At 66.9% G+C, this 21,448-nt stretch carries 25 protein-coding genes and 1 pseudogene; 16 read left to right on the top strand and 10 right to left on the bottom strand.

Going from position 1 to position 21,448, the window contains the following annotated elements:
• Positions 1-216 precede the first annotated feature (216 nt).
• From K3U96_RS02410 to K3U96_RS02390, 5 genes are all read left to right on the top strand, one after another.
• Complete coding sequence (locus K3U96_RS02410) at positions 217-2,004, top strand: sigma-54-dependent Fis family transcriptional regulator (protein ID WP_220691950.1); 1,788 nt, start codon at positions 217-219, stop codon at positions 2,002-2,004.
• A gap of 166 nt (positions 2,005-2,170) precedes the next feature.
• Positions 2,171-2,542: a hypothetical protein gene (locus K3U96_RS02405; RefSeq protein ID WP_220691949.1), complete on the top strand. Its 372-nt coding sequence runs from the start codon at positions 2,171-2,173 to the stop codon at positions 2,540-2,542.
• 205 nt (positions 2,543-2,747) lie between these two features.
• Positions 2,748-4,229, top strand: a complete 1,482-nt coding sequence (locus K3U96_RS02400; RefSeq protein WP_220691948.1) for an NAD(P)/FAD-dependent oxidoreductase — start codon at positions 2,748-2,750, stop codon at positions 4,227-4,229.
• Between the two features lie 48 nt (positions 4,230-4,277).
• Positions 4,278-4,511, top strand: coding sequence for a DUF8691 family protein (locus K3U96_RS02395; protein WP_220691947.1), 234 nt, complete (start codon positions 4,278-4,280; stop codon positions 4,509-4,511).
• Between the two features lie 87 nt (positions 4,512-4,598).
• Positions 4,599-5,060: an OsmC family protein gene (locus tag K3U96_RS02390; RefSeq protein WP_220691946.1), complete on the top strand. Its 462-nt coding sequence runs from the start codon at positions 4,599-4,601 to the stop codon at positions 5,058-5,060.
• A gap of 6 nt (positions 5,061-5,066) precedes the next feature.
• Here K3U96_RS02390 and K3U96_RS02385 read toward each other — a convergent pair whose 3' ends face one another.
• The 3 genes from K3U96_RS02385 to K3U96_RS02375 form a co-directional block, all read right to left on the bottom strand.
• The gene (locus K3U96_RS02385) at positions 5,067-5,675 is read right to left on the bottom strand and encodes a GNAT family N-acetyltransferase (RefSeq protein WP_220691945.1); all 609 of its coding nucleotides are present in this window, start codon (positions 5,673-5,675) and stop codon (positions 5,067-5,069) included.
• Between the two features lie 107 nt (positions 5,676-5,782).
• Entirely contained in the window at positions 5,783-7,192 is a 1,410-nt protein-coding gene (gene lpdA, locus K3U96_RS02380; RefSeq protein ID WP_220691944.1) for a dihydrolipoyl dehydrogenase, read from the bottom strand.
• A gap of 72 nt (positions 7,193-7,264) precedes the next feature.
• Positions 7,265-7,795, bottom strand: a complete 531-nt coding sequence (locus K3U96_RS02375; protein ID WP_372514902.1) for a YkgB family protein — start codon at positions 7,793-7,795, stop codon at positions 7,265-7,267.
• A 360-nt stretch (positions 7,796-8,155) separates the two neighbouring features.
• On the opposite strand from K3U96_RS02375, the gene K3U96_RS02370 reads away from it, so the two are divergent.
• From K3U96_RS02370 to K3U96_RS02360, 3 genes are read left to right on the top strand one after another with little or no spacing between them, the layout of a single operon-like run.
• Positions 8,156-8,398: a DUF8691 family protein gene (locus tag K3U96_RS02370; RefSeq protein ID WP_220691943.1), complete on the top strand. Its 243-nt coding sequence runs from the start codon at positions 8,156-8,158 to the stop codon at positions 8,396-8,398.
• Positions 8,398-9,318 (top strand): NADP-dependent oxidoreductase, encoded by a 921-nt coding sequence (locus K3U96_RS02365; RefSeq protein ID WP_220691942.1) that lies wholly within the window; start codon positions 8,398-8,400, stop codon positions 9,316-9,318. Before K3U96_RS02370 ends, K3U96_RS02365 begins: the two co-directional genes overlap by 1 nt.
• A gap of 31 nt (positions 9,319-9,349) precedes the next feature.
• The gene (locus K3U96_RS02360) at positions 9,350-9,754 is read left to right on the top strand and encodes a cupin domain-containing protein (RefSeq protein ID WP_230982341.1); all 405 of its coding nucleotides are present in this window, start codon (positions 9,350-9,352) and stop codon (positions 9,752-9,754) included.
• A 34-nt stretch (positions 9,755-9,788) separates the two neighbouring features.
• Here the strand turns inward: K3U96_RS02360 and K3U96_RS02355 are convergent, their stop codons facing one another.
• Positions 9,789-10,034, bottom strand: coding sequence for a hypothetical protein (locus K3U96_RS02355; RefSeq protein ID WP_220691940.1), 246 nt, complete (start codon positions 10,032-10,034; stop codon positions 9,789-9,791).
• 115 nt (positions 10,035-10,149) lie between these two features.
• Between K3U96_RS02355 and K3U96_RS02350 the strand changes: the two genes are divergently transcribed.
• Positions 10,150-11,163 carry an iron-containing redox enzyme family protein gene (locus tag K3U96_RS02350; RefSeq protein WP_220693366.1) on the top strand — a complete coding sequence of 338 codons (1,014 nt, stop codon included), beginning with the start codon at positions 10,150-10,152 and terminating at the stop codon, positions 11,161-11,163.
• Here K3U96_RS02350 and K3U96_RS02345 read toward each other — a convergent pair.
• Entirely contained in the window at positions 11,143-11,373 is a 231-nt protein-coding gene (locus K3U96_RS02345; protein ID WP_220691939.1) for a CDGSH iron-sulfur domain-containing protein, read from the bottom strand. The genes K3U96_RS02350 and K3U96_RS02345 overlap by 21 nt on opposite strands.
• A complete protein-coding gene (locus K3U96_RS02340) occupies positions 11,370-12,059 on the bottom strand; it encodes a HemK2/MTQ2 family protein methyltransferase (protein WP_220691938.1) in 690 nt (229 codons plus the stop codon). The genes K3U96_RS02345 and K3U96_RS02340 overlap by 4 nt, the downstream gene beginning before the upstream one ends.
• Positions 12,060-12,175: 116 nt before the next feature.
• On the opposite strand from K3U96_RS02340, the gene K3U96_RS02335 reads away from it, so the two are divergent.
• A complete protein-coding gene (locus K3U96_RS02335) occupies positions 12,176-12,847 on the top strand; it encodes a phosphodiesterase (RefSeq protein WP_220691937.1) in 672 nt (223 codons plus the stop codon).
• A gap of 6 nt (positions 12,848-12,853) precedes the next feature.
• On the opposite strand, the gene K3U96_RS02330 is transcribed toward K3U96_RS02335, so the two are convergent.
• Positions 12,854-13,006: a hypothetical protein gene (locus K3U96_RS02330; RefSeq protein ID WP_165614106.1), complete on the bottom strand. Its 153-nt coding sequence runs from the start codon at positions 13,004-13,006 to the stop codon at positions 12,854-12,856.
• Between the two features lie 129 nt (positions 13,007-13,135).
• Between K3U96_RS02330 and K3U96_RS02325 the strand changes: the two are divergent.
• Positions 13,136-13,534 (top strand): annotated as a pseudogene (locus K3U96_RS02325) (hemerythrin domain-containing protein); the annotation flags it as partial.
• 48 nt (positions 13,535-13,582) lie between these two features.
• On the opposite strand, the gene K3U96_RS02320 reads toward K3U96_RS02325, so the two are convergent.
• The 3 genes from K3U96_RS02320 to K3U96_RS02310 form a co-directional block, all read right to left on the bottom strand.
• The gene (locus K3U96_RS02320) at positions 13,583-14,476 is read right to left on the bottom strand and encodes a manganese catalase family protein (RefSeq protein ID WP_220691936.1); all 894 of its coding nucleotides are present in this window, start codon (positions 14,474-14,476) and stop codon (positions 13,583-13,585) included.
• A gap of 68 nt (positions 14,477-14,544) precedes the next feature.
• On the bottom strand, positions 14,545-15,531 hold the full coding sequence (locus K3U96_RS02315; protein WP_220691935.1) for an LLM class F420-dependent oxidoreductase: 987 nt from the start codon (positions 15,529-15,531) through the stop codon (positions 14,545-14,547).
• A 38-nt stretch (positions 15,532-15,569) separates the two neighbouring features.
• Positions 15,570-16,043 (bottom strand): GatB/YqeY domain-containing protein, encoded by a 474-nt coding sequence (locus K3U96_RS02310; RefSeq protein ID WP_069404549.1) that lies wholly within the window; start codon positions 16,041-16,043, stop codon positions 15,570-15,572.
• Positions 16,044-16,122: 79 nt separating this feature from the next.
• Between K3U96_RS02310 and K3U96_RS02305 the strand changes: the two genes are divergently transcribed.
• Genes K3U96_RS02305 through K3U96_RS02285 form a run of 5 tightly spaced genes read left to right on the top strand, consistent with a single transcriptional unit; the run spans position 16,123 to position 21,436 of the window.
• A complete protein-coding gene (locus K3U96_RS02305; protein WP_220691934.1) occupies positions 16,123-17,331 on the top strand; it encodes an ABC transporter ATP-binding protein in 1,209 nt (402 codons plus the stop codon).
• A gap of 1 nt (position 17,332) precedes the next feature.
• Positions 17,333-17,989 carry a DUF4129 domain-containing protein gene (locus K3U96_RS02300; RefSeq protein WP_220691933.1) on the top strand — a complete coding sequence of 219 codons (657 nt, stop codon included), beginning with the start codon at positions 17,333-17,335 and terminating at the stop codon, positions 17,987-17,989.
• On the top strand, positions 17,986-19,143 hold the full coding sequence (locus K3U96_RS02295; protein ID WP_220691932.1) for a DUF4350 domain-containing protein: 1,158 nt from the start codon (positions 17,986-17,988) through the stop codon (positions 19,141-19,143). The genes K3U96_RS02300 and K3U96_RS02295 overlap by 4 nt, the downstream gene beginning before the upstream one ends.
• Positions 19,140-20,114, top strand: coding sequence for an AAA family ATPase (locus tag K3U96_RS02290; protein WP_069404552.1), 975 nt, complete (start codon positions 19,140-19,142; stop codon positions 20,112-20,114). Before K3U96_RS02295 ends, K3U96_RS02290 begins: the two co-directional genes overlap by 4 nt.
• Positions 20,114-21,436 (top strand): DUF58 domain-containing protein, encoded by a 1,323-nt coding sequence (locus tag K3U96_RS02285; protein WP_220691931.1) that lies wholly within the window; start codon positions 20,114-20,116, stop codon positions 21,434-21,436. The genes K3U96_RS02290 and K3U96_RS02285 overlap by 1 nt, the downstream gene beginning before the upstream one ends.
• The last annotated feature ends 12 nt before the right edge of the window (positions 21,437-21,448 follow it).

Genomic DNA, 21,448 nt, shown 5'->3' with positions numbered 1-21,448 from the left:
TGACACCGCCTCGCGCGCGAGGTGAACGTCTCAATGTGAGACGCGCGGCCGACCCGCCGGCGCTTTCCCTGGCCGGTTACTGGCAAATGGGTTGGTTCGCCTCACCACCGATGACGCCGCGCGGGGGGTAAAGTCGAAAAACGCTCAGGTCACCCGAGACGGGGAGGGGTTGCCCGCCGGCATTCGCAGCAGAGCCGGCGCCGAGGTAGTGAGACGATGAGTTCGCAGGCCAGCGACTTGGTCGAAGTCGAGCGGGCCAGGGAAAAATTCCTGTCCGCGGGGATCCTTGACGCCGGCGAGTCGATGGATGCCGGCGTTCTGCCCGCCAATATCGTGGAGTCCTGGCGTCGGTCCCAGTTCCTGCGCGTATGCCCTGACCGGGTCGAACTGCCCTACGTGGGCGAACCCGACAAGGATTCACGGTTGGCCTGTGCGGCCGCTCCGGTGCTGCAGAGTGTCACCGACGATCTGGCTGCGCAGGCGGTCAGCGTCGTCTTGACATCCACCAACGGTGTGGTCCTCGAACGGAGCGCCGCAGAAGTGTCCATCCTTCACGCGCTGGACAAGGTCGGTCTCGCACCGGGCTACAGCTTGGCGGAAGACGTGGCGGGCACCAACGGGATTGGCACGACGTTGGAGACTGCGCAGCCCGCCTTCATCCGCGGAGGTGAGCACTACGTTGCGATGTTCACCGGATTCACGTGTGCGGGGGCGCCGATCCGGGACCCCGTGACGGGCAGGCTGATCGGTGCGCTCAATTTGAGTTGTCTCGCCAGGCAATCAGATCCGGTGTTGCAAGCGTTGGCTACCAGCGCCGGTCGCCAGATCGAGGACCGTATGCGGGAGGTGGCGCGCGAGACAGAGACCGCGCTGTTGGAGGCATACCTGCGGCAGACGCGACGATCGTCTCGCGGCGTGCTCGCGATGGGCGGCGACGTGGTGTTGATCAACCCCTACCTACGTCGGGTACTCGACGGTAACGAGCAGGCCGCGCTGGTCGAGCACGGCGCCGATCTGCTGACCTCCACGCTGTCGCGCGCCGCCCTTGCGGTGCTGCCGAGCGGGCGCATCGCCAAGCTCACCGCCGCTGATCGCACGACGCTGCGCGACGGGCGCGCCAACGTCGTGTTCCACGTCGACCTTTCCGCCGAAGCCGGCTCGCCCACTTCACGAGCCGGCCACCCGGCACGCACTCACATCCCTGGGCTGGCAGGTCGCAGCGTCGCATGGCTGCGCTGCTGCGAGCAGGTGCGGCGATGCTGTCAGAACCAGGACTGGGTGATTGTGGAAGGAGAAAAGGGATCCGGTCGCTCGCGGCTGGCTCAGGCGGTGGGACAGCACGTCAAGCCGGGCCGAACCGTTCGGGTCATGCGCGCCGGGACGTTCCCCAACGCGGCCAGTTTCGTCGCCGAACTGGCCGCCCAGTCCTGCGACCAGGACTTCGCGGTGGTGATCGCCGACGTGGACGACATCGACAAGGACACGCTCGAGCCGATCACGTCGATGCTGGCCGCGCGCGCTGGCCACGGCTGGATCGCGGCTACCACCAGCGGCGCGACGCCCGCGGCGGCAATCACGAAACTATTGCTGCCATTGTTCACCCACACCGTCAGGGTGCCTGCGCTGCGACACCGCATCGAGGACCTCGAAGAACTCGTGCCGCTGCTGCTGCGCGACATCAGCCGGGGTGCTGATGTCAAGATGGCTCCCGAAGCCATGCACCAGCTCAGCAGGCTGCCGTGGCCGGGCAACGTCGCCCAGCTTCGGCGGGTGCTGACCGAAACCGTTGCCCGCCAACGATCCGGCGTCATCAACGCGGACATGTTGCCGCCGGAGTGCCGCTCCGTCACGCGGCGCAAGCTGAGTCAAATGGAAGCCCTGGAGCGCGACGCGATCGTCCGGAGCCTGCGGGACAATGGCGGAAACAAGCAAGACGCGGCGCGCACCCTGGGAATGTCACGCGCCACCATCTACCGCAAGATCAACGACTACGGCATCGCATGACCTCTCGTGCCGGTCCGATGGGGCGATCGGCTGTGCTCACGGCCGTCTCGCCGCAATCACCCGGGTGAATCGGCGCTGCGGGCGATGACAGCTGTCCCGATCCTGGACAGGGTAGAGCCCACGCGCCATTAGGCGGGGTCACCCGCAACCTGACAGGAGAGAACAGATGGGCATCAAAAGCTTTCGCGAGGTCGTCGACATCCTCGACGCGGCCGTCAATGGTCCAGAAACTGAGGTGGGCCCCCCGCACTACGCATTCTGGCGCGGTGTCACCCGGGACGAATTCGTCGCTACCAAGTTGCTCGGACGGCCGATCCTGGTGCGCGGCGATGGAGCGCACTCGAATTTGATCTTGTCCTTGAAAGGCGAGCCGCCCTTCGGCTCCGGTCCCGATGCCGAGATCCCTCGCATGCCAGTTGGTTTCGACCCCATCCCGGAAGACTCCATCCGGTTGATCGAGCGGTGGATCGACGACGGCTGCCCAGACGAGTCAGATGTCCCCGAAACCGCGAAGCAGGTCCACCAACGTCAGGCCTGATCTCACCGACAGCGGTGTTTGCCGTCGTCGTTGTGAGCTGGACGCGGCGAAGCAATGACTCCTCGGTGCACCCCGGACACATTTCACCCGGGTGATCCCGATGCGCGGGTGATGTCAAGACCCCCTGCCCGACGTCAGGCTCGATTCACGCAGCTAGCCGCGCGCCGCAGGGTCGTTTCCTCGACCCGCGACCAAAGGAGATCACATGCGTCCAATCCGAACACATGCTGGTTCGGTCACCAACCACCGCGAGGGCCCGGCGTCGCAACCGCCCTCAATCGTCATCGTCGGCAGCGGATTCGCCGGTTTTGAGTGTGCGCGACACCTCAGCAAGCTGCTGCAGCGGCACCGCTCGGATGCCACGATCACCTTGGTCTCGCCCGTCGACTACCTGCTGTACACCCCTCTGCTGCCCGACGTCGCAGGTGGAGCGATCGACCCACGATTCGCCACGGTGCCGTTGATCGACATCCTGCCGGGAGTTCGGTTGCTGCGGGCCTACGTCGACTCGGCGGACTTGTCCGCTCGTTCGCTGCAATGTCGCGACCAGGAGGGTACCTGTCACGTGTTGTCCTGGGATCGGCTGGTTTTGACACCCGGTTCGATCAGCCGCCTGTTCGACATTCCCGGACTGGCCGAGCACGCGCGCGGCCTCAAGTCGACTGCGCAGGCGCTCTTCCTCCGAGACCACATCCTCGAGCAGTTCGAACTGTCGCGCACGGACAGTGACCACGAGCGCGCAGCGGCGCGCAGAACCGTCGTGGTCTTCGGATCCTCCTACTCCGGAACCGAACTCATCGCTCAGCTCTGCGCGTTGGCCGCGATGGCCGCGCGCCATTTCAAGTTCGAACCCGGCGAAGTCCGGTTGATACTCGTCGAACGCTCGGGACGGCTGATGCCCGAACTCGGCCCCGAGTTGGCGGCCCGAGCCGAGCGGGTGCTGCGGCGCCGGGGCGTACAGGTCGTGGTCGGCGTGACCCTTTCCCGGGTGGCGGCCGATCACGTCATCCTCAGCGACGGAACCCGCATCGGGACCTACACCGTCGCCTGGGTGACCGGCGTGGTCGCGAACCCACTTATCGCGTCGCTGGGGCTGCCCACCGAGAAGGGCCGACTCAAAGTCGGAGCAGATCTACAGGTGCCCGGTTTCGCCGGTGTCTACGCAGGCGGTGACGCCGCGGCGGTGCCCGATTCCACCAACCCGGGAAAGATCACGCCCCCGACAGCCCAACACGCCAACCGGCAGGGCAAGGTTCTGGCCCGAAACGTCGCCGCCAGCCTCGGCTACGGTCGCGCGGCCGAATACCGACACCGCGATCTGGGCACCGTCGTCGACCTCGGGCCCGGGTTCGCTGTGGCGAATCCACTGAATATTCAGCTTTCGGGATTCGCCGCCAAGTTCGTGACCCGGCTCTACCACCTGTATGCGATCCCGCGAAACGCCAACCGATGGGCCGTCGCACTGGGGTACCTCACCAACGCGTTGTTCGGTCGCCCGCTGGTATCGATCGGGTTTGCACAATCCTCGTTGGCACGGTTCTCGGTCAGCGAAGAATTCATGTCGGCATCCGCCATGATGCACGCCAGTGACGCAGAAATGTATGCCGACGAACTGCGCTACCAGAAAGCCTCCCCGGGGCCGACTGCGGTGCGGCCGGACAGCGACCGGCAGGATGAAAGCCAATAGCTGAGCCGCCGCCGAACACCGTGCCGGCCACCGAGGGTTGAGCGAAGCATGGTTTACGAGATCTGTGTCCGGGGCCGCTTGACCGAGCGGCTGTCGACAGCACTTGGGGGCATGACCCTGCACGCCAGCGACGGCGACTCCGTCTTCACCGGAGAGATCACCTGCCAATCGCAGCTGTACGGCCTCCTCGAACGACTGCGCGACCTCGGCATCGAGCTGATCAGCGTACAGCCGCAGCCCGAGGCCGATCGTCTGGCTGAAACGGATGCGCCGATGCGCTGACTCGGGTTCGTCGGGGGACCGGCCCGGTGTGCAACCCTTCAGAGACGGCCCCACTATTCGAGGTTCACATCACCAGGGAGAATGGCCATGGCAACACACGAGAACGGCTCTGACACAGCGCAGTCCGAGGGCACCGTGACCGTCGCAGAAGCCGGATCTGGCACCTACACACAGCAGATCGACGCCGGACACCACCGGATTTTCGCTGACGAGCCGCGCCCGATCGGCGACGACGCGGGTCCGACACCCTACGATCTATTGTTGGCCGCGCTCGGCGCATGTACGTCGATGACGGTCCGCATGTACGCCGCCCGCAAGGGCTGGCCACTTGAACAAGTTCGCGTGACGTTGCGGCACAGCCGTATCCACGCCAAAGACTGTGCGGAATGCGAAACCACCACCGGACTGATCGACCATATCGATCGGGATATCGAACTCGTCGGCGCCCTGGACGACGAGCAACGACAACGGCTGCTCCGCATCGCCGAACGTTGCCCTGTTCACCAGACCTTGACCTCGGAGGTCAACATCGCAACATCGTTGCGGTGACCCGGGCTACGTTGTCGGCTCCGTGACATCGGCGCAGGCCGGCTCCGGAAGATCCAGATCCGCCTTCCTCAGTCGATAGACGTGCAGGGATAACCCGTAGTACTTGGTGGTTTCGCCGACCCATTCCATCCCCACGCGCCGTGCCGTGGCCACCGCACGGCGATTGTCGGGCCGCACGACCGCGAACACCTCACTGAGGCCGGCGTTTTCAAACGCCTGGTGTGCGACTGCGTGACCGGCCTCCGCGCCGTACCCATGACCCCACATCGCCGGGGCGATCTGCCAACCGATCTCGAGGTCGCTACAGCCCGGTGGCAGCGGCAGCAGCGCCACTCCCCCGAGCACCTGTCCAGATCGCTTGTCGGTGATCGCCCACCGACCCAACGGCAGCCCGGCCGCGTCGCTTTCTGCCATCCAGGCGCTCAACATGCGTCGCATGTCGCCGCGATCGACCGGGCCGGGCAGTGCCGGGCACAACCAGCGGGCTACCTCGTCGACGCCATATATTGCGCACGCGGCGATATCGTCGTCAAGGCGCCATGGCCGCAGCAGCAGTCGGCGGGTCCGTATATGTCGTGACACGGGGTCGATGTCGACGTGACGATGCTCAACCATGCCGAGCCGCCAATGCGATCAACGGTTTTGGTTGCTCCGGGTTGTTGTCGTTTACCGGTGACACAGCTCCTCCTTGATTCGCTGTCTGATCGCGTGCCGAGGTCGCCCTACAGGTTGATGGCCCCCTCGGTCAGGGCGTGGAAGCATTCCTGGAGCCCTTCACCGAGGGTGGGATGGGTGTGTACGTTTCGTGCCAGTTCGGTGACGGTGAGATCCCACAGCCGGGCCAGCGTCAACTCGGGGAGGAGTTCACTGACCTCGCTGCCCACCAGATGCGCGCCCAGCAGCTCACCGTGTTCGTCGTCGGCGATCATCTTGATGAAACCGCCGCGCTCTCCGAGGCCGTGCGCTTTGGCGCTGGCCCGCATCGGGAAAGTGGCGACCCGGATGCGGTGACCTGCCGCACGGGCCTGCTCTTCGGTGAGCCCGAAGCTGGCGACTTGCGGCTGGCAGAACGTCACTCGCGGCATCATCGGGTAGTCCAAGGGCATTGTCTGCACGTTGCCGATGGTTTCGGCGGCCACCACGCCTTGTGCGGACGCGACGTGGGCGAGTTGCACTTTGGCGGTCACGTCGCCGACGGCGTAGATATGCGGGGCGGACGTACGCATGTAGTCGTCGATGTCGACAGCGCCGGCCGCGGTGACACGCACTCCAGCGACATCGAGACCGATTCCTTCGACGTTGGGACAGAACCCGATACAGATGAACGCCCGCGCAGCCTTGGTGGTGGCGTACGTGCCGTCAACGCCGGTGTAGCTGACGGTGACGCACTCACCGTGGTCGGTGACGGTGGCCACACGGGTGGACGTGTGAATGGTTATCCCGCGCCGCCGAAAGTGCCGCTGTAGCTCAGCTGACACAGCGGCGTCCTCGTTGGGAAGGGCGCGGTCGGCGAATTCCAGGATCTCGACGCGTACGCCGTAACTGTGCAGGATGTAGGCGAACTCCATACCGATGCCACCCGCGCCGATGATCACGATGGACTCGGGCAGATCGGCGCGCAGAATCTGCTGTTCATAGGTGACGATGTTGTCGCTGAGGACAACGCCGGGCAGCATCCGCACGCGTGACCCCGTCGCGATGACAGCGTGGTCGAAGCTCAGGACCCTTTTGCCTCCGTCACGCAGGTCTATTTCGATCCGGTGCGGGCTGATGAAACGGCCGTGGCCGTCGATCTCGGTGATGTTGTTCTTGCGCATCAGGAAGTGCACTCCGCGGACCCGGGCCTCGGCGACTTCGCGGCTGCGTGAAACGGCGCGCGCATAGTCGAGGCTGATGTGACCGGAAATGCCGAAGAGGGCGGGCTGCTGGGTGACGATGGCGGCGATTTCGGCGTTGCGCAGCAGCGCTTTTGACGGGACACACCCGGTGTTGAGACAGACCCCGCCCCAGTAGCGCTCCTCCACTATCCCGACGGTCATGCCGAGTTGGGCGGCGCGGATAGCCGCGACATATCCACCGGAGCCGCCACCGACGACGATGAGGTCGTAATGGTCTGACGCTGACGGTGTCATGTCAGGCCCTGCGCTGCCCTTGTGTGCGGCAGGAGGAGCGCATGGACGCCGTCCTCTTCGTCGTACGCGGCATCAGCGGGAGATGCCGGCATGTTCGGCGGTGGTGGTTTTCTGTCGGCGTGCTGCCTCGAACGCGTCGGCGAGCAACCACAGCGACAGGCCGAACAGTGCGATGTCTTTCATCAGGAACTGGCCGTTGGCCGACAGGATAGGGAAGCCGCCTGCGGACGCTTCACCGATGCCGGGGGTGGTGATCATGGTGCTCAGGGTGGTCAAGAAGAACAGCGATGCGATCAGGCCGCCGAGTACCGATGCCTTGGGGTACCAGGGTTTGACGGCGAGCAGCGCCGCGGTGATCAGCTCCACCGGTCCCAGGAGCCGACCGAAGGCGCTGATCGAGATGATGTCGTAGATCCAGCTCATGAAGGGGCTGTTGGCGACCAGTGGCGAGATGCCGTGGGATTCGTAGTAGGTGAATTTCATCAGGCCGAACCAGGCGATGACGATGACCAGGCAATAACGGGCGACCAGCGCCGCGATCGTCGTGGTCCGGGAGCCGGTGGACGCGTCGGCCATCGTGCCGGTGCCCAGGTTGCGTGACATGGGGTCTCCGTTCGTGTCTCGATGTCGCCGTGGGCTCTGTCAACGATTCAGTCCATGGCGGCGTGGATCAGCGACCACTATCTGGCCGCGCCGGGTGAGTTGTCGTCATCCGGGCGCCGAATTCACCCGGGTGAGGGATCAGGCGAGAAGTGCTCTGTGGCACGGTTTCTCGCCGACCCGTACTCTCGGTCACACAGGCAGGGGACGCGCTTGGCGATCCCGCGCGTGAGTCTGAGGCCGAGACCGCGGGCCGCTGCCCCACCGGCCGGGCTCCTCACCCGGGTGAATCAGCCGTCGGGTGATGACACCTCACCCCACCGCCGTACATGCTCTCTGCAGCAGATGGCGAGCGGAGGATCGATGCAACCCACGATGTACTGGATCTGCATTCGCGGCGGGCCCACCGAGCGCCTCGAGTCCGCATTCGAAGGAATGCGTCTTGAGACCAGCGCGACAGAAACCGTGTTCACGGGTCTGATCCGGGACCAGTCACAACTGCACGGACTCCTCGACCGGGTCCGTGACCTGGGGCTGGAGCTCGTCAGCGCACGTCCGCAACCCCCTGCGGACCTGGCAACCAACAACCCTAGGAAGGACGTCTGATGCGAGCCATCGCTGTTTCAGATCGTGACGCCGGAGTCGCCGGCCTGTCGCTGACCGACCTGCCCTATCCCCAGACCGGCGAGAACGACGTCGTCGTTCAGGTGCACGCCGCAGGCTTCACGCCCGGTGAGCTTGACTGGCCGCACACGTGGATCGACCGCGCGGGCCGCGACCGCACCCCCAGCGTGCCCGGCCACGAGTTATCGGGCGTCGTGGTCGAGTTGGGATACGGCACCACCGGTCTGAGCATCGGGCAGCGGGTGTTCGGGCTGGCCGACTGGGCCCGCAACGGCTCGCTGGCCGAGTACACCGCGGTGGAAGCCCGCAACCTCGCACCGCTGCCGATCGACATCGACCACACCATGGCCGCCGCCTTGCCGATCTCGGGTTTGACCGCCTGGCAGGGCCTGTTCGATCACGGCCGCCTCGCCACCGGGCAAACGGTCCTGATCCACGGCGCGGCCGGTGCCGTCGGGTCGGTCGCGGTGCAGCTCGCGCGTGAGGTCGGCGCCCGCGTCATCGGCACCGGCCGCGGCGCACATCGGGACCGTGCGGCCGCGCTCGGCGTTCACACCTTCTTGGACCTGGAGACCGAAAACCTGGAGGACGCCGGAGAAGTCGACCTCGTGTTCGACGTGCTCGGCGGCGAGGTCCTCGCCCGCTCGGCGGCGCTGGTACGCGCGGGCGGCACACTGGTCACCGTCGCCGAGCCCTCAGAAACGCGGCCGCGCGACGGGCGGACAGTATTCTTCGTCGTGGAGGCCGACCGCGCCCAGCTCACCGAACTGGCCGCGCGAGTACGCGATGGACGCCTCACACCGCCGGTCAGCGCCGTGTTGCCATTGGCCGAAGCCCCCGCGGCGTTCGCTCCGGCCAAACGTGTCCCCGGCAAGACGATCCTGCGCGTAACCGAAGGCTGAACCAGTGTCGCTGAGAATATTCATCGTCGCAATGACGGCCGCCGCGATGGTCACGCCTGCGGCCCACGCAGAGCCGACATCGCAGAATTCAGACCCAAATGTGTTGGTCGACACCGTTTTCAACGAACCCACCAATGTGGCGGGCAAATCGCTTGAAGCAGTGCGGGTCAGCTATCCGCCAGGCGCCAAGAGCCCGGCTCATCACCACGCGAAGTCGGCGTTCATCATGGCCTACGTGCTTTCCGGAGCGATCCGCAGCCAGGTCGACGGCGAGCCGGCGCGGGTCTATCACGCCGGTGAAACGTGGCGAGAGGCCCCGGGCGCGCACCACGCGGTCAGTGAAAACGCCAGTGCCACCGAACCCGCGGAACTGCTCGCGGTCTTCCTGCTCGACACCGGAGACAACCCACTCACCACCGATGACATCCCCCGCTAGAGAATCGGGCTCCGGGGAAAAGCAGTCGGGACGCCTATGCGAGCACGCCGATCTCCGGTGTCGTCTTTCCACCGACCTTGGTCAACACGACGATGGAACTGGCTTCCACCACGCCGACGAGCAGCAGCGGCCACAGCGCACCACCGATGACACTGACCCCCAGCGCGGGGGGCGGCGCTGTCCCGCGTTCAGCCAGCCGCTTTGCTGCAAGGTACAGCCCGAGCGTGACGACGACCCAGCCGCAGAAATAGACCGCCAGAAGCACATCCAGCTCGAACATCTTCCCATCCCCTCGACCCGCGGCCAGTGCAAGTCGGCTACCCGGTCACTTGCGTCTTTAAACGGGTTTGACCGGCGGCGATGCGGGGAATGAAAGGGCCGTGACCACGTCTTCCATGCCTTCGGTCTTTGTCGAACCTGCGCTGCCCCAGGCCGTCGGGCCGCTGTCCGCCACGATCATCGACCTGCTGCGCCGGGACCGGCCCGCGCTGCACGTGCGGCCGATCGACGTGCCGGTCGCCGAGGCCGCACCGTACGGGCTGGACATGCAACTGGCACTGTATGTCTGCTACGAGTTGCACTACCGCGGCTTCGCCGGGGTCAGCCCGCGTTGGGAGTGGAATCCCTCGCTGCTACATCTGCGTGGCCGCCTCGAAGAGGCGTTCCTCGGCGCGGTGCGCCAGGACGTCGGCCCCATTTCGGCCGACGACACCGCCGCGGCCGAGATGGACAAGCTGTCGGTCGAACCGGTCGACGGTGACGGCCCGTCCTACTACCTGCGCGACAAGGGCACCTGGGAGCAGATGCAGGAGTACTTCGTGCACCGCTCGGTCTACCACCTCAAAGAGGGCGATCCGCACGCATGGGCGATCCCCCGGCTGGCCGGCCACGCCAAGGCGGCCTTCGTCGCGGTCGAATTCGACGAATTCGGCGGCGGCCGTGGCGATCACGTCCATCAGCACCTGTACGCCGAGCTGATGGATGCCGCGGGTCTGGACCGGGCGTACCTCGGTTACCTCGACACGGTTTCGGCCGAAGCCCTGGCCGCAGTCAACCTGATGTCGCTGTTCGGGTTGCACCGCGAACTACGCGGGGCGACGATCGGGCATTTCGCGGCCACGGAGATCACGTCTTCACCGGGTTCGCGACGGCTGGTGCAGGCCCTCGAGCGGATGGGCGCTCCCGAACCGTGTGTGGCTTTCTACCAGGAGCACGTGGTGGCCGATGCCGTTCACGAGCAGGTGGTGCGCACCGACGTGGTCGGCGATCTCGTCGCCGGCGAACCACAGCTGGAACGCGATGTCGTGTTCGGGATGCGGGCATGCGAGGTCGTGGAGGAACGGCTGGCCAACCACCTGATGGAGTGCTGGACCGATGACCGTTCGTCGCTACGCCGACCGCTTGTCTGACGACTTGGTGGGCGACTCGGCGCGGCGCCGGCACCGGTGGCTGGTGTCGCACAGCGGGTAGTTCTTGCTGCGCTTGCACGCACAGATCGCGACCATGAACCGGTCGGATTCCACCACGCTGCCGTCGGGCATCTCGATGCGCACCGGGCCCTGCACCAGCACCGGACCTGATGGCACGATCCGCACCGTGCGCGGCTGCGCGTCGCTCATGGCTTGTCAGCCCGGATGACGACGAGCTCCTCTTCACGGCGACCCGGGTCGAGGCGGCCGGTGTGCTCCAACCATTCGGCCCGTGACGTGAGCACGGGACCAAACGGAATCCATTGGTAGGCGACGATTTCGGCATCCAGGCCGGCGGCTGCCAGCGCACCCAGCGTCTGGCGCGGGCTGGCGAACTCCGACTGCACGACCAGGAACGAACCACCGTCGGCGAGCAGCGCAGGCACCGCCGCGCACAGCGGATCCAGGACAAGGCGCCCGTCGAAACCGGCATCCCAGGCCCTGGCCGGCCCGACGTGTGACGGCACCGCGCCGTCGAGGCTCGGGTCGTGCGGCACGTACGGCGGATTGCAGATCACCAGGTCATACGGCCCGAACTCGACCGCACGCGCCCACGAGCCCAGGTGCACGTCGACGTCGACGCCCGCGGCTGCAGCGTTGGTGCGCGCGCAATGCACCGCACGCGGACAGATATCGAAGGCGGTGACCACCTGAGCGTCCTGCTCGCAGGCCGCGATGGCTGCCACCCCCGAGCCGGTGCACAGGTCGGCGACCCGCTGCCCCAGCGCCAGGCCGGTTTTCTCCATGACATCAATGAGCAGTTGGGAGTCCTCTTGCGGGGCGTAGACACCCTCGGCGACGACCGGGCTACTCAGGTCGGTGTACGCGGTAGTCACATCGGCCTTTCGACAAAGTTCGCTGCGGCGTCGCAGCACTAGCGGTGAATTAATGCCCTGTCTGGGGCCGGTTAAAACCCGGTTTTGTCCCCGCACCGCGCGGGCACACCATCTGCGTGCGTACTTCTGACATCGCCGCGTTACCGGTCCGGCTCGGGGCGGCCCTTCGCGGCCGCCGGTTGTTCCACCCCAACGGCGTGATGGCCGAGGGTCTTCTCGAGCGAATCGCCCCGGAGGGCGAGGGCCTGCCGATGACATCGTGCGACGTGATCGGCAGGGTGTCCAAGGGCGTCGGTTTGCCCGGCGCGCTGCCCGACGTCGCGGGCCTGGCGTGGCGGATGCCGCCGCCGCAGGATCTGCGCGGTTGCGGGCCGTGGGATGTGCTGTTGGCCTCGACCGTGGCCAACAGCCGCATCGTGCTCTCGCCGGTGACCGCGTGGCAGGGCGCGACGTTTTCGAGCCTGATGCCGCTGCAATACCAGGATTCGGCGTGGTGGGTGCGGGCACGTCTAACCACCGAGTTCGAAGGGCGTGGCTTGTCGCTGGACACGATCAGTGAGCAAATCGATTCGGACGGACTGGTTTTCGATATCGACCAGGCCGCGGGCACCGGCGAGTTCAGGCCGCTGGCACGGCTGACGCTTCGGCACGCCGACCCGAGCAGCGACGACGTCGCGTTCGATCCCACGATGCACAGCGACCCCGACGTCACGCTGCTTCCCCGCTGGCTCGGGGAGTTTCGGCGCGCGGCCTACCGGCGTAGCCGCCAGGGCCGCGACGCGCAGTGACGACGCTCAGGCGGTGGGTTCCTCACCGGATTCGGCGACGTCCGGCGCGTTTTCGCGAGTAGCCATACCGCCTTCGCCGCCTTCGTCTTTCGGGCCTGGCCGACCGCCCTTGGGCTCGTCGGCGCCTTCGTCGTCGTAAATCCCTTTTCCGCGCGGCATCGAAGTCCTTTCCTCATCGGTCGAACTACCCGCCGCGGGGCTGTTTCAACCGCCTGGCCCCGGGTATGCGCAGCGGACTGTGACTCTCGAAAGGCAAGAGGCAAAAGATGGACGCACTGACGTTTCTGCGACGCGCTGGAAGACGGTGACGAACTTGCCGACAAGGCGGTCGACCAGGAGCAGGCCGGCAAGGAACTTCTGCAACGCCTCGAGGACGGCAAGCCCGGTCAGCAGGACTACCACCAGGCGCTGCAGGAGTTCGTCAAGCTCGGACGTGAGCACATCCGTTACGAGCAGGAGGTGGTGTGGCCGAAGTTCGAGGCCGCGGTGAGCCGCGAAGATCGCGAAAAGCTCGGCGACAAACTGGAAGCGGCCAAGAAGGTGGCGCCGACGCGCCCACACCCGGACACCCCCGCCAATCCGATCGTGCAGAAGACGATGGGAATGGGCGCTGCGATGGTCGACCACATCCGCGACGCCGCCAGCGGCCGGGAAGCCGAGAACCCGCCCGACCCCCAGATCAAGTAGAGACGTGAAAAGGCCGGTGCCCGTTGGGCACCGGCCTTTCACCGTCGGTCAGGAAGTCGCTGTGTGTTGCTCGTGGGTGAACGGCTTCTCGCTTTGCACCGCGGGCTGACCCTCAGGGCACCGCTGGTCGCCCTTGTTCTCCCGCTTCTTGGTGCCGAGCCACTGGTCCTCCGGCTTCTCCACGTACTCCCATTTCATGCCCTCTGGCCACGGTCCCTGGCCCTCGTTCCACTGTCCGCGTACCGAGCCCGCGCCGTTGGACATGTTGAAGGCCACGTTCTGGAAGCGGTCGTCGCCGGGCAGCTGCCCGGGCGGGAAGTTCACCGGCAGTTCGTTGAGCGCGGCGGTGAACTGCTGGAAGTGGGCGACCTCCCGTGTCATCAGGAACGTCAGAGTGTCCTGCACACCGGGGTCGTCGGTGAACTGCTTGAGGTACTCGTAGACGATCTTCGCGCGCGATTCGGCCGCCAGGTTGCTGCGCAAATCGACGGTGGGATCTCCGTTGGCGTTGACGAAGGTGCCCTGCCACGGGACACCGGCGGAATCCTTCACGTCGGGTCCTCCTCCGCTGAGCGTGAAGAACAGCGGGTTGACCGCGACGCTGTGGATGATCTCGTCGCGACCGTCGCGGCTGGCCACCGCGGGCATCCAGTCACAGCGTTCGTTGGCCATCTTCAGGTCGTCGTTGAGGCCGTCGAGCAACATCGTGATCATCGAACCGACCATTTCCAGGTGGCTGAACTCCTCGGTGGCGATGTCCATGAACAGGTCGTACATCTTCGGGTTCTTCTGGCGCAGCACGAACGCCTGGGTGAAGTACTGCATCGCGGCCTTGAGTTCGCCATTGGCGCCGCCGAACTGCTCCTGGAGCAGCGTCGCGAAGCGAGGGTCTGGCCTTTCGACCCGAACCTCGAATTGGAGATCTTTGTTGTGTACGAACATGGGCGCCTCCCGGCTTGTGGATGTTCAGGTCGGGCCCGGGTACCCCGGGCCGACCCAGCCAAACAGGCTCAGCCCGATGCGTTTCGCAACTTTTCCAGCAGCGGTCCGGCCGCCTCTGTGAGGAACAGGTCCTGGTTCTCGTCGCCGATCTGCACCATCGCGATGTCGGTGAATCCGGCCTCCCAGTACTTGCTCACCGCGTCGACGATCGCGTCGAGATCCGGTCCGCACGGCATCGATTCGGCGACGTCCCCGGGCCGCACGAACTGCGTCGCACCGTCGAACCCGGCCGTCGTCGGCAGATCGGAGTTCACCGCCCAGCCCCCGGCGAACCAGCGGAACTGGTCGTGGGCGCGCTGCACGGCCGCGTCGCGGTCGGGATCCCAGCAGATCGGGATCTGCCCGACGACGCGCACGTCGCCTGGCAGGCCGGTGGCGCGCCGGGCGTCGTGCCAGGCGTCGACGAGGTCTTTGTTGGGTTCGACCGCGATCAGATGGTCGGCCAGCGGGGCGAACGTCTCCACGGACCGCTCGCCGGAGACGGCGGCGGCGATGCCCACCGGTGTGTCGGGCACGTCCCACAACCGCGCCGAGTCGACCTCGAAGTACTCCCCTTTCCAGTCGACCATCTCACCGGTGAACAGTTCCCGGATGATCTGAATGGCCTCGCGCAGCATTTCCTGGCGTCGGGCCACCGTCGGCCAGCGTTTGCCGACCACGTGCTCGTTGAGGTTCTCCCCGGTGCCCAGCCCGAGGGTGAACCGCCCGTCGGCGAGGATCTGCAGCGTGGCGGCCTTCTGCGCGACGATGGCGGGGTGGTAGCGCATCGTCGGGCAGGTGACGTAGGTGAACAACTCCACCTTCTCGGTGGCGTGCGCGACGGCACCGAGCACCGACCACGCGTACGGCGCGTGGCCCTGCGAGGACAGCCACGGGAAGTAGTGATCGGAGCTCACTTCGAAGTCGAAACCGGCATGTTCCGCCGAAACGGCGTAGTGGACAAGCTCTTTGGGACCGCTTTGTTCTGTCAACAGGGTGTATCCGAACCGCGTCATGACATAACGGGTACCCGGTGGACCAACCGGAAAACGGGCTACAGCCTGGCTTTGACCGCCGCCGAGAGCCGCGCGCCGTCGGCCTTACCCGCGGCGATGGCCGTCGCGGCCTTCATGACCTGGCCCATCTGTTTCATGGTGGGCCGCTCCCCGATGGCCTCGGCGACCTGCGCGATCGCGGTGTCGGCGACGTCGGCCAGTTCGGCCTCGGTGAGCGGGGTGGGCAGATACTCGTCGATGACCCGCGCCTCGGCGTGTTCGTTGGCGGCCAGTTCACCACGCCCGTTCTGGGTGTAGATCTCGGCGGCTTCACCACGCGTCTTGGACTCTTTGGCGAGCACCTTGAGCACCTCGTCGTCGGTCAACTCCCGCGCCTGTTTGCCCGCCACCTCCTCTTTTCCGATCGCCGCGAGCACCATCCGCAGCGTCGCGGTGCGCAGTTTGTCCTGTGCCTTCATCGCGGCCGTCAGGTCCGCACGCAACCGATTCTTCAGCGAGGGGCTTTCCGGCATGGGCCAAACCTACGCCGGATGGCTGGCCGACGCCCCGACGACGTTGTCAATTCGCGCCTCGGCCGACAGGATGGTGGCCATGAGTACCGATGCCGGTGGTTTCGCCATGCCTGGCCCACCGGCTCCGGGTTACCAGGGGTCCGGCTATCCCCCGCCCGGATATCCGCCGCCGGGTTACCCGCCGCCGGGCTATCCCCCTCCCCCCGGCTACCCGCCGCCCTACGGTGGCCCGCCCGGATATCCGCCGCCGGGTTACGGCCCGGCGGGTTACGGCCCGGCGGGTTACGGCCCGCCAGGTTACGGCCCGCCGCCCCCGCTCAAGCCCGGCGTCATTCCACTGCGGCCGCTGACCCTTGCCGACATCTTCAACGGCGCCATCACCTATATCCGCGCCAATCCCAAGGCCACCCTCGGTCTGACCACCGTGGTGGTGGTGATAACCCAACTGCTCGCCCTGGCGCTGTCGGTGGGTCCACTCGCCGTCGCGGGGAAACTCAATCCGACACTGAGCGGCGAAGAAGTGTCGACCGACTTGCTGCTCGGTTCGACGTTGTCGAGCGTCGCCGGGGGCGTTGCCACCGGGTTGTCGGCGATCCTGCTCAGCGGCCTGCTCACCGTCGTCGTGGGCCGTGCGGTGTTCGGCGCGGGCATCACCATCGGTCAAGCCTGGCAACGACTTCGGGGACGGCTGTGGGCGTTGATCGGCTTCTCGGTGCTCGAAGTGCTGGGCGCCGTCTTGTTGATCGCCGCGGTGGTGGGGATCATCGCCTGGATCGGCTACGCGGTCGGCGGCCCGGCGGCGGTCGTGCTGGGCGTCCCATTGGTGTTCGCGCTCATAGCGGCGCTGATCTACCTCGGCACCATGCTGACCTTCGTGCCCGCGATCATCGTGCTGGAGCGCTACGGCGTCGTCGCGGCCGTCCTGCGGTCGTTTCGGTTGGTCAAGCCGAACTTCTGGCGGGTGCTGGGCATCCGGCTGCTGGCCACCGTCGTCGCCCAGATGATCGCCGTGGCAGTCACGGTCCCGTTCAGTGTCGGCGGTCAAATGCTCATGATGGCTGCCTCGTCCACGGCGATGGCATTGATCGCGTTGGTGCTGCTGTCCGTCGGCGGCGCGATCAGCCAAATCATCACCGCGCCGTTCAACGCCGGCGTGGTGGTGCTGCAGTACACCGACAGCCGGATCCGTACCGAGGCGTTCGATCTGGTGTTGCAGACCGGCGCCGGCTACGGCCCCGGCGCCCCACCCGAGTCGACCGACCATCTGTGGCTGACCGGCCAGAACTGACGTGCCGACAATAGACATCGACCGCGATGCGGCCCACGAAGCCGCGCAGCGCGAACTCGCAAAGCCCATCTATCCCAAGGCCTCACTGTCCGAGCGCCTGGGCGACTGGTTCAACGATCTGCTGAACCGGTTGGTCAGCGACGCCTCGTCGATACCGGGTGGCTGGTTGACGATCACCGTCCTTGCCATCCTGCTGGCGGTGGCGGTGATCGTCGCGGTGCGGATCCTGCGGCGCACCATGCGCACTGCCCGCGGCGGCGACTACGCGGTGCTTGCAGAGCACGACCTGAGCGCGGCCCAGCACCGGGCCACGGCCGAACAGTTTGCCGCCGCGCGCAATTGGGCCCCGGCGATCCGTCACCGGGTGCGTGCCGTCGCGCGTCAACTCGAGGAATCAGAGGTGCTCGACCCGGTCCCCGGCCGAACGGCCACCGAACTCGCCCGTGATGCCGGCCGGGCGCTACCGGAGCTCGCCGACGAACTGCGCACCGCCGCAACCGCCTTCAACGACGTCACCTATGGCGAGCGACCGGGAACCGAGGACGCCTACCAGGCGACCGTCGACCTGGACAACCGGCTCAGACGCGTCCGACCCGCGTCAGGCGCCGACGGGCCGGCGACGCCGACAACCTCCGACAGCTGGGCGGAGGTGCGATGACCACCGGCCGGGCCGGGACCGATACCGCGGTGGCGCCGACGGTGCGCCAACGGTTGCGCAATGCCCGGTGGGTGGTGGTCGCGCTCCTGGTCATCGTCGCCCTCGCGCTGCTGACCACGTATCTGACCACCCCGACACCGGGTGGGCGGATGGATCCCACGTCCACATCGGCCGACGGCGCGCGGGCCTTGGTCACCCTGGTGCGCGAACGCGGTGTCGACGTCGTCGAGGCATCCGACATCGCCGCGGTGGAAGCCGCGGCCCGGCCCGACACGCTGATCGTGGTAGTGCAGACCTATTTCCTGGTCGACAGCGACATCCTGCACCGGCTGGCCGACCTCCCCGGCGATCGGCTTGTCGTCCAACCGATATCGCGGACCCGCGAGGTCCTGGCTCCGCAGGTCGAACGCAGCGGAACGACGGACTACGGCAGCGATCAGCCCGACTGCGACCTGCGGGAGGCCACCCGCGCCGGGGCAGCGCAGTTCGGCATCAGCGATACCTACGACGCGTCCGGCGACGTCGCGGTGACCCGGTGCTACGACGGCGCGCTGGTGCGCTACACCGACGACGGACGCGACATCACCGTGGTCAGCACCGCCGACTTCATGACCAACTCGCAGCTGCTCAAAGAAGGCAACGCCGCGCTGGCGATGAACCTCGTCGGCACCAATCCGCGGATGATCTGGTATGCCCCGCAGCACCCCGAAGGTGAATCCGACGGGGCAGCATCGATTTTCGACCTGATCCCGGACCGGGTGAACTGGATCGTATGGCAGCTGTGCCTGGTCGTGGTGCTGCTCGCGTTCTGGAGGGGCCGGCGCATCGGCCCGTTGGTCGCGGAGAAACTGCCTGTGGTGGTGCGCGCCTCAGAGACCGTCGAAGGCCTCGGCAGGCTGTACCGCTCGACGCGTTCGCGGGACCGCGCCGCCGAAGCGCTGCGAACGGCCACCCTGCAGCGGGTCGTGCCCCGGCTCGGTCTCGCCCACGAAGCCGATCCGCCCGCGGTCGTGCAGACCATCGCCGAACGCTGCGCGCTGGCACCGCAGTCCGTCGCGCACACGCTGTTCGGGCCGCCACCGGCCGACGACACCAACCTGGTAAACCTCGCTCGTGAACTCGACAACATCGAAAGGCAGGTCGCACAGTCGTGACTCAGCCAGCTAGCCCGACGGCCGCATCCGAACAAGCACGCAACGCGCTGCTGGCGCTGCGCACGGAGATCGCCAAGGCCGTCGTCGGGCAGGACGCCGTCGTCAGCGGACTGGTCATCGCGCTGCTGTGCCGCGGGCACGTGCTGCTCGAAGGGGTGCCCGGCGTCGCCAAGACCCTGTTGGTGCGCACCCTCGCGTCGGCCCTGCAGCTCGACTTCAAACGCCTTCAGTTCACCCCGGACCTGATGCCCGGTGACGTGACGGGTTCACTCGTATACGACGCCCGCACCGCCGAATTCGAGTTCCACTCCGGGCCGGTGTTCACCAACCTGTTGTTGGCCGACGAGATCAACCGGACCCCGCCCAAGACCCAGGCCGCCCTGCTGGAGGCCATGGAGGAACGTCAGGTCAGCGTCGAAGGCCAAGCCCGGCCGCTGCCCGACCCGTTCATCGTCGCGGCCACGCAGAACCCGATCGAGTACGAGGGCACCTACCAGCTGCCCGAGGCGCAGCTCGACCGGTTCCTGCTCAAGCTCAACGTTCCGCTGCCCGGCCGTGAACAGGAGATCGCGATCTTGGACCGGCATGCCCGCGGTTTCGACCCGCGCGACCTGTCCGCGGTGCGCCCCGTCGCCGGTGCCGCTGATCTGCGCGCCGGGCGCGAAGCGGTGCAGCAGGTGCTGGTGGCCGATGAGGTGCTCGGTTACATCGTCGACATCGCGGCGGCGACAAGGCATTCACCGTCGCTACAGCTGGGCGTGTCACCGCGCGGCGCGACGGCGCTTCTGGCGACCGCTCGGTCGTGGGCCTGGCTGTCCGGGCGCAACTACGTGACGCCCGACGACGTGAAGGCGATGGCACGGTCGACGCTGCGGCACCGGATCCAGCTGCGCCCGGAGGCCGAACTCGAGGGCGCAAGCCCCGACGGTGTGCTGGACGGCATCCTGGCAGCCGTGCCGGTACCGCGCTAGTGGTTCTCACCGGCCGCGCCGGCCTGGTCGCACTTCTCTTGGTTCTGCCGATCGCATTTTCCCCGTGGCCGGCAGCGACTTTCGTGGTACTGCTGACCGCGTTGGTCTTGGCGGTGGGGATCGACGTCGCGCTGGCGGGCAGCCCGCGTCGACTGCGCTTCGAACGGTCCGGCGATGCGGCGGCGAGGTTGGGTCAGTCGGTGGACGCCGTATTGCTGGTCGAGAACCTCGGCGGGCGCCGGCTGCGTGGTGCGATCCGCGACGCGTGGCCCCCGAGCGGGCGCGCACACCCCCGCGCCCATGCTGTGGATGTGGCGGCGGGGCAACGGGTTCGGCTCACCACGACACTGACACCGGTGCGTCGCGGCGATCAGAATTCGGATCTGGTCACCGCGCGCTCGGTGGGACCGCTGGGGCTGGCGGGCAGACAGGGGTCGCACCGGGTGCCCGGGCAGATCCGGATCCTGCCGCCGTTCCTTTCACGCAAGCACCTCCCGTCGCGGCTGGCCAGGCTTCGTGAGTTGGAAGGCAACACCCCGGTGCTGATCCGCGGGCAGGGCACCGAGTTCGACTCGCTGCGTGAGTATGTCATCGGCGACGACGTCCGCTCGATCGACTGGCGGGCCACGGCCCGGCGCGCCGACGTGGTGGTGCGCACCTGGCGCCCGGAGCGCGACCAGCGGGTGGTCATCGTGCTCGACACCGGACGCACGTCGGCCGGCCGCGTCGGGGTGGACCCGACCGCGAACGATCCCGCGGGCTGGCCCCGGCTGGACTGGTTCATGGATGCCGCGCTTCTGTTGGCGGCGTTGGCTTCTCGGGCTGGTGACCACGTCGACTTCCTGGCCCACGACCGGGTGACCCGCGCCGGTGTCTTCAACGCGTCGCGCACCGAACTGCTCGCCCAATTGGTCGAGGCGATGGCCCCGCTGGAGCCGGCCCTGGTCGAATCCGACGCTCGGGCAATGGTTTCAGCGGTACAGCGACGGGTACGCCGTCGTGCCTTCGTGGTGTTGCTTACCGATCTCAACGCCTCGGCGCTCGACGAGGGGTTAATGGGCATCCTGCCGCAGTTGGCGGTCAAACACGAGGTGCTTCTCGCCGCGGTGGCCGATCCGCGGGTGGAGAAGCTGGCGGCCGGACGTGCCGACGCAGCGCAGGTGTACGACGCGGCTGCCGCGGAGCGGGCCCGCAACGACCGGCGCTCGATCGCGGCCCGGCTGCGGCGCACCGGCGTGGACGTCGTCGATGCACCTCCCGAGGACCTGGCACCGGCGCTGGCCGACCACTACCTCGCGATGAAGGCCGCGGGCCGCCTGTAACCCTTCTCGGCG

The organism is Mycolicibacterium holsaticum DSM 44478 = JCM 12374 (assembly GCF_019645835.1).
Classification (GTDB): domain Bacteria; phylum Actinomycetota; class Actinomycetes; order Mycobacteriales; family Mycobacteriaceae; genus Mycobacterium; species Mycobacterium holsaticum.
Note: the sequence above shows the minus strand (reverse complement) of the source record. Positions and strands in the feature narration are given on the sequence as shown.

Coding starts and splice junctions, on each gene's coding strand:
- K3U96_RS02410 (WP_220691950.1), top strand. CDS start 217: ATGAGTTCGCAGGCCAGCGACTTGGTCGAAGTCGAGCGGGCCAGGGAA.
- K3U96_RS02405 (WP_220691949.1), top strand. CDS start 2,171: ATGGGCATCAAAAGCTTTCGCGAGGTCGTCGACATCCTCGACGCGGCC.
- K3U96_RS02400 (WP_220691948.1), top strand. CDS start 2,748: ATGCGTCCAATCCGAACACATGCTGGTTCGGTCACCAACCACCGCGAG.
- K3U96_RS02395 (WP_220691947.1), top strand. CDS start 4,278: ATGGTTTACGAGATCTGTGTCCGGGGCCGCTTGACCGAGCGGCTGTCG.
- K3U96_RS02390 (WP_220691946.1), top strand. CDS start 4,599: ATGGCAACACACGAGAACGGCTCTGACACAGCGCAGTCCGAGGGCACC.
- K3U96_RS02385 (WP_220691945.1), bottom strand. CDS start 5,675: ATGGTTGAGCATCGTCACGTCGACATCGACCCCGTGTCACGACATATA.
- lpdA (WP_220691944.1), bottom strand. CDS start 7,192: ATGACACCGTCAGCGTCAGACCATTACGACCTCATCGTCGTCGGTGGC.
- K3U96_RS02375 (WP_372514902.1), bottom strand. CDS start 7,795: ATGTCACGCAACCTGGGCACCGGCACGATGGCCGACGCGTCCACCGGC.
- K3U96_RS02370 (WP_220691943.1), top strand. CDS start 8,156: ATGCAACCCACGATGTACTGGATCTGCATTCGCGGCGGGCCCACCGAG.
- K3U96_RS02365 (WP_220691942.1), top strand. CDS start 8,398: ATGCGAGCCATCGCTGTTTCAGATCGTGACGCCGGAGTCGCCGGCCTG.
- K3U96_RS02360 (WP_230982341.1), top strand. CDS start 9,350: ATGACGGCCGCCGCGATGGTCACGCCTGCGGCCCACGCAGAGCCGACA.
- K3U96_RS02355 (WP_220691940.1), bottom strand. CDS start 10,034: ATGTTCGAGCTGGATGTGCTTCTGGCGGTCTATTTCTGCGGCTGGGTC.
- K3U96_RS02350 (WP_220693366.1), top strand. CDS start 10,150: ATGCCTTCGGTCTTTGTCGAACCTGCGCTGCCCCAGGCCGTCGGGCCG.
- K3U96_RS02345 (WP_220691939.1), bottom strand. CDS start 11,373: ATGAGCGACGCGCAGCCGCGCACGGTGCGGATCGTGCCATCAGGTCCG.
- K3U96_RS02330 (WP_165614106.1), bottom strand. CDS start 13,006: ATGCCGCGCGGAAAAGGGATTTACGACGACGAAGGCGCCGACGAGCCC.
- K3U96_RS02320 (WP_220691936.1), bottom strand. CDS start 14,476: ATGTTCGTACACAACAAAGATCTCCAATTCGAGGTTCGGGTCGAAAGG.
- K3U96_RS02315 (WP_220691935.1), bottom strand. CDS start 15,531: ATGACGCGGTTCGGATACACCCTGTTGACAGAACAAAGCGGTCCCAAA.
- K3U96_RS02310 (WP_069404549.1), bottom strand. CDS start 16,043: ATGCCGGAAAGCCCCTCGCTGAAGAATCGGTTGCGTGCGGACCTGACG.
- K3U96_RS02305 (WP_220691934.1), top strand. CDS start 16,123: ATGAGTACCGATGCCGGTGGTTTCGCCATGCCTGGCCCACCGGCTCCG.
- K3U96_RS02295 (WP_220691932.1), top strand. CDS start 17,986: ATGACCACCGGCCGGGCCGGGACCGATACCGCGGTGGCGCCGACGGTG.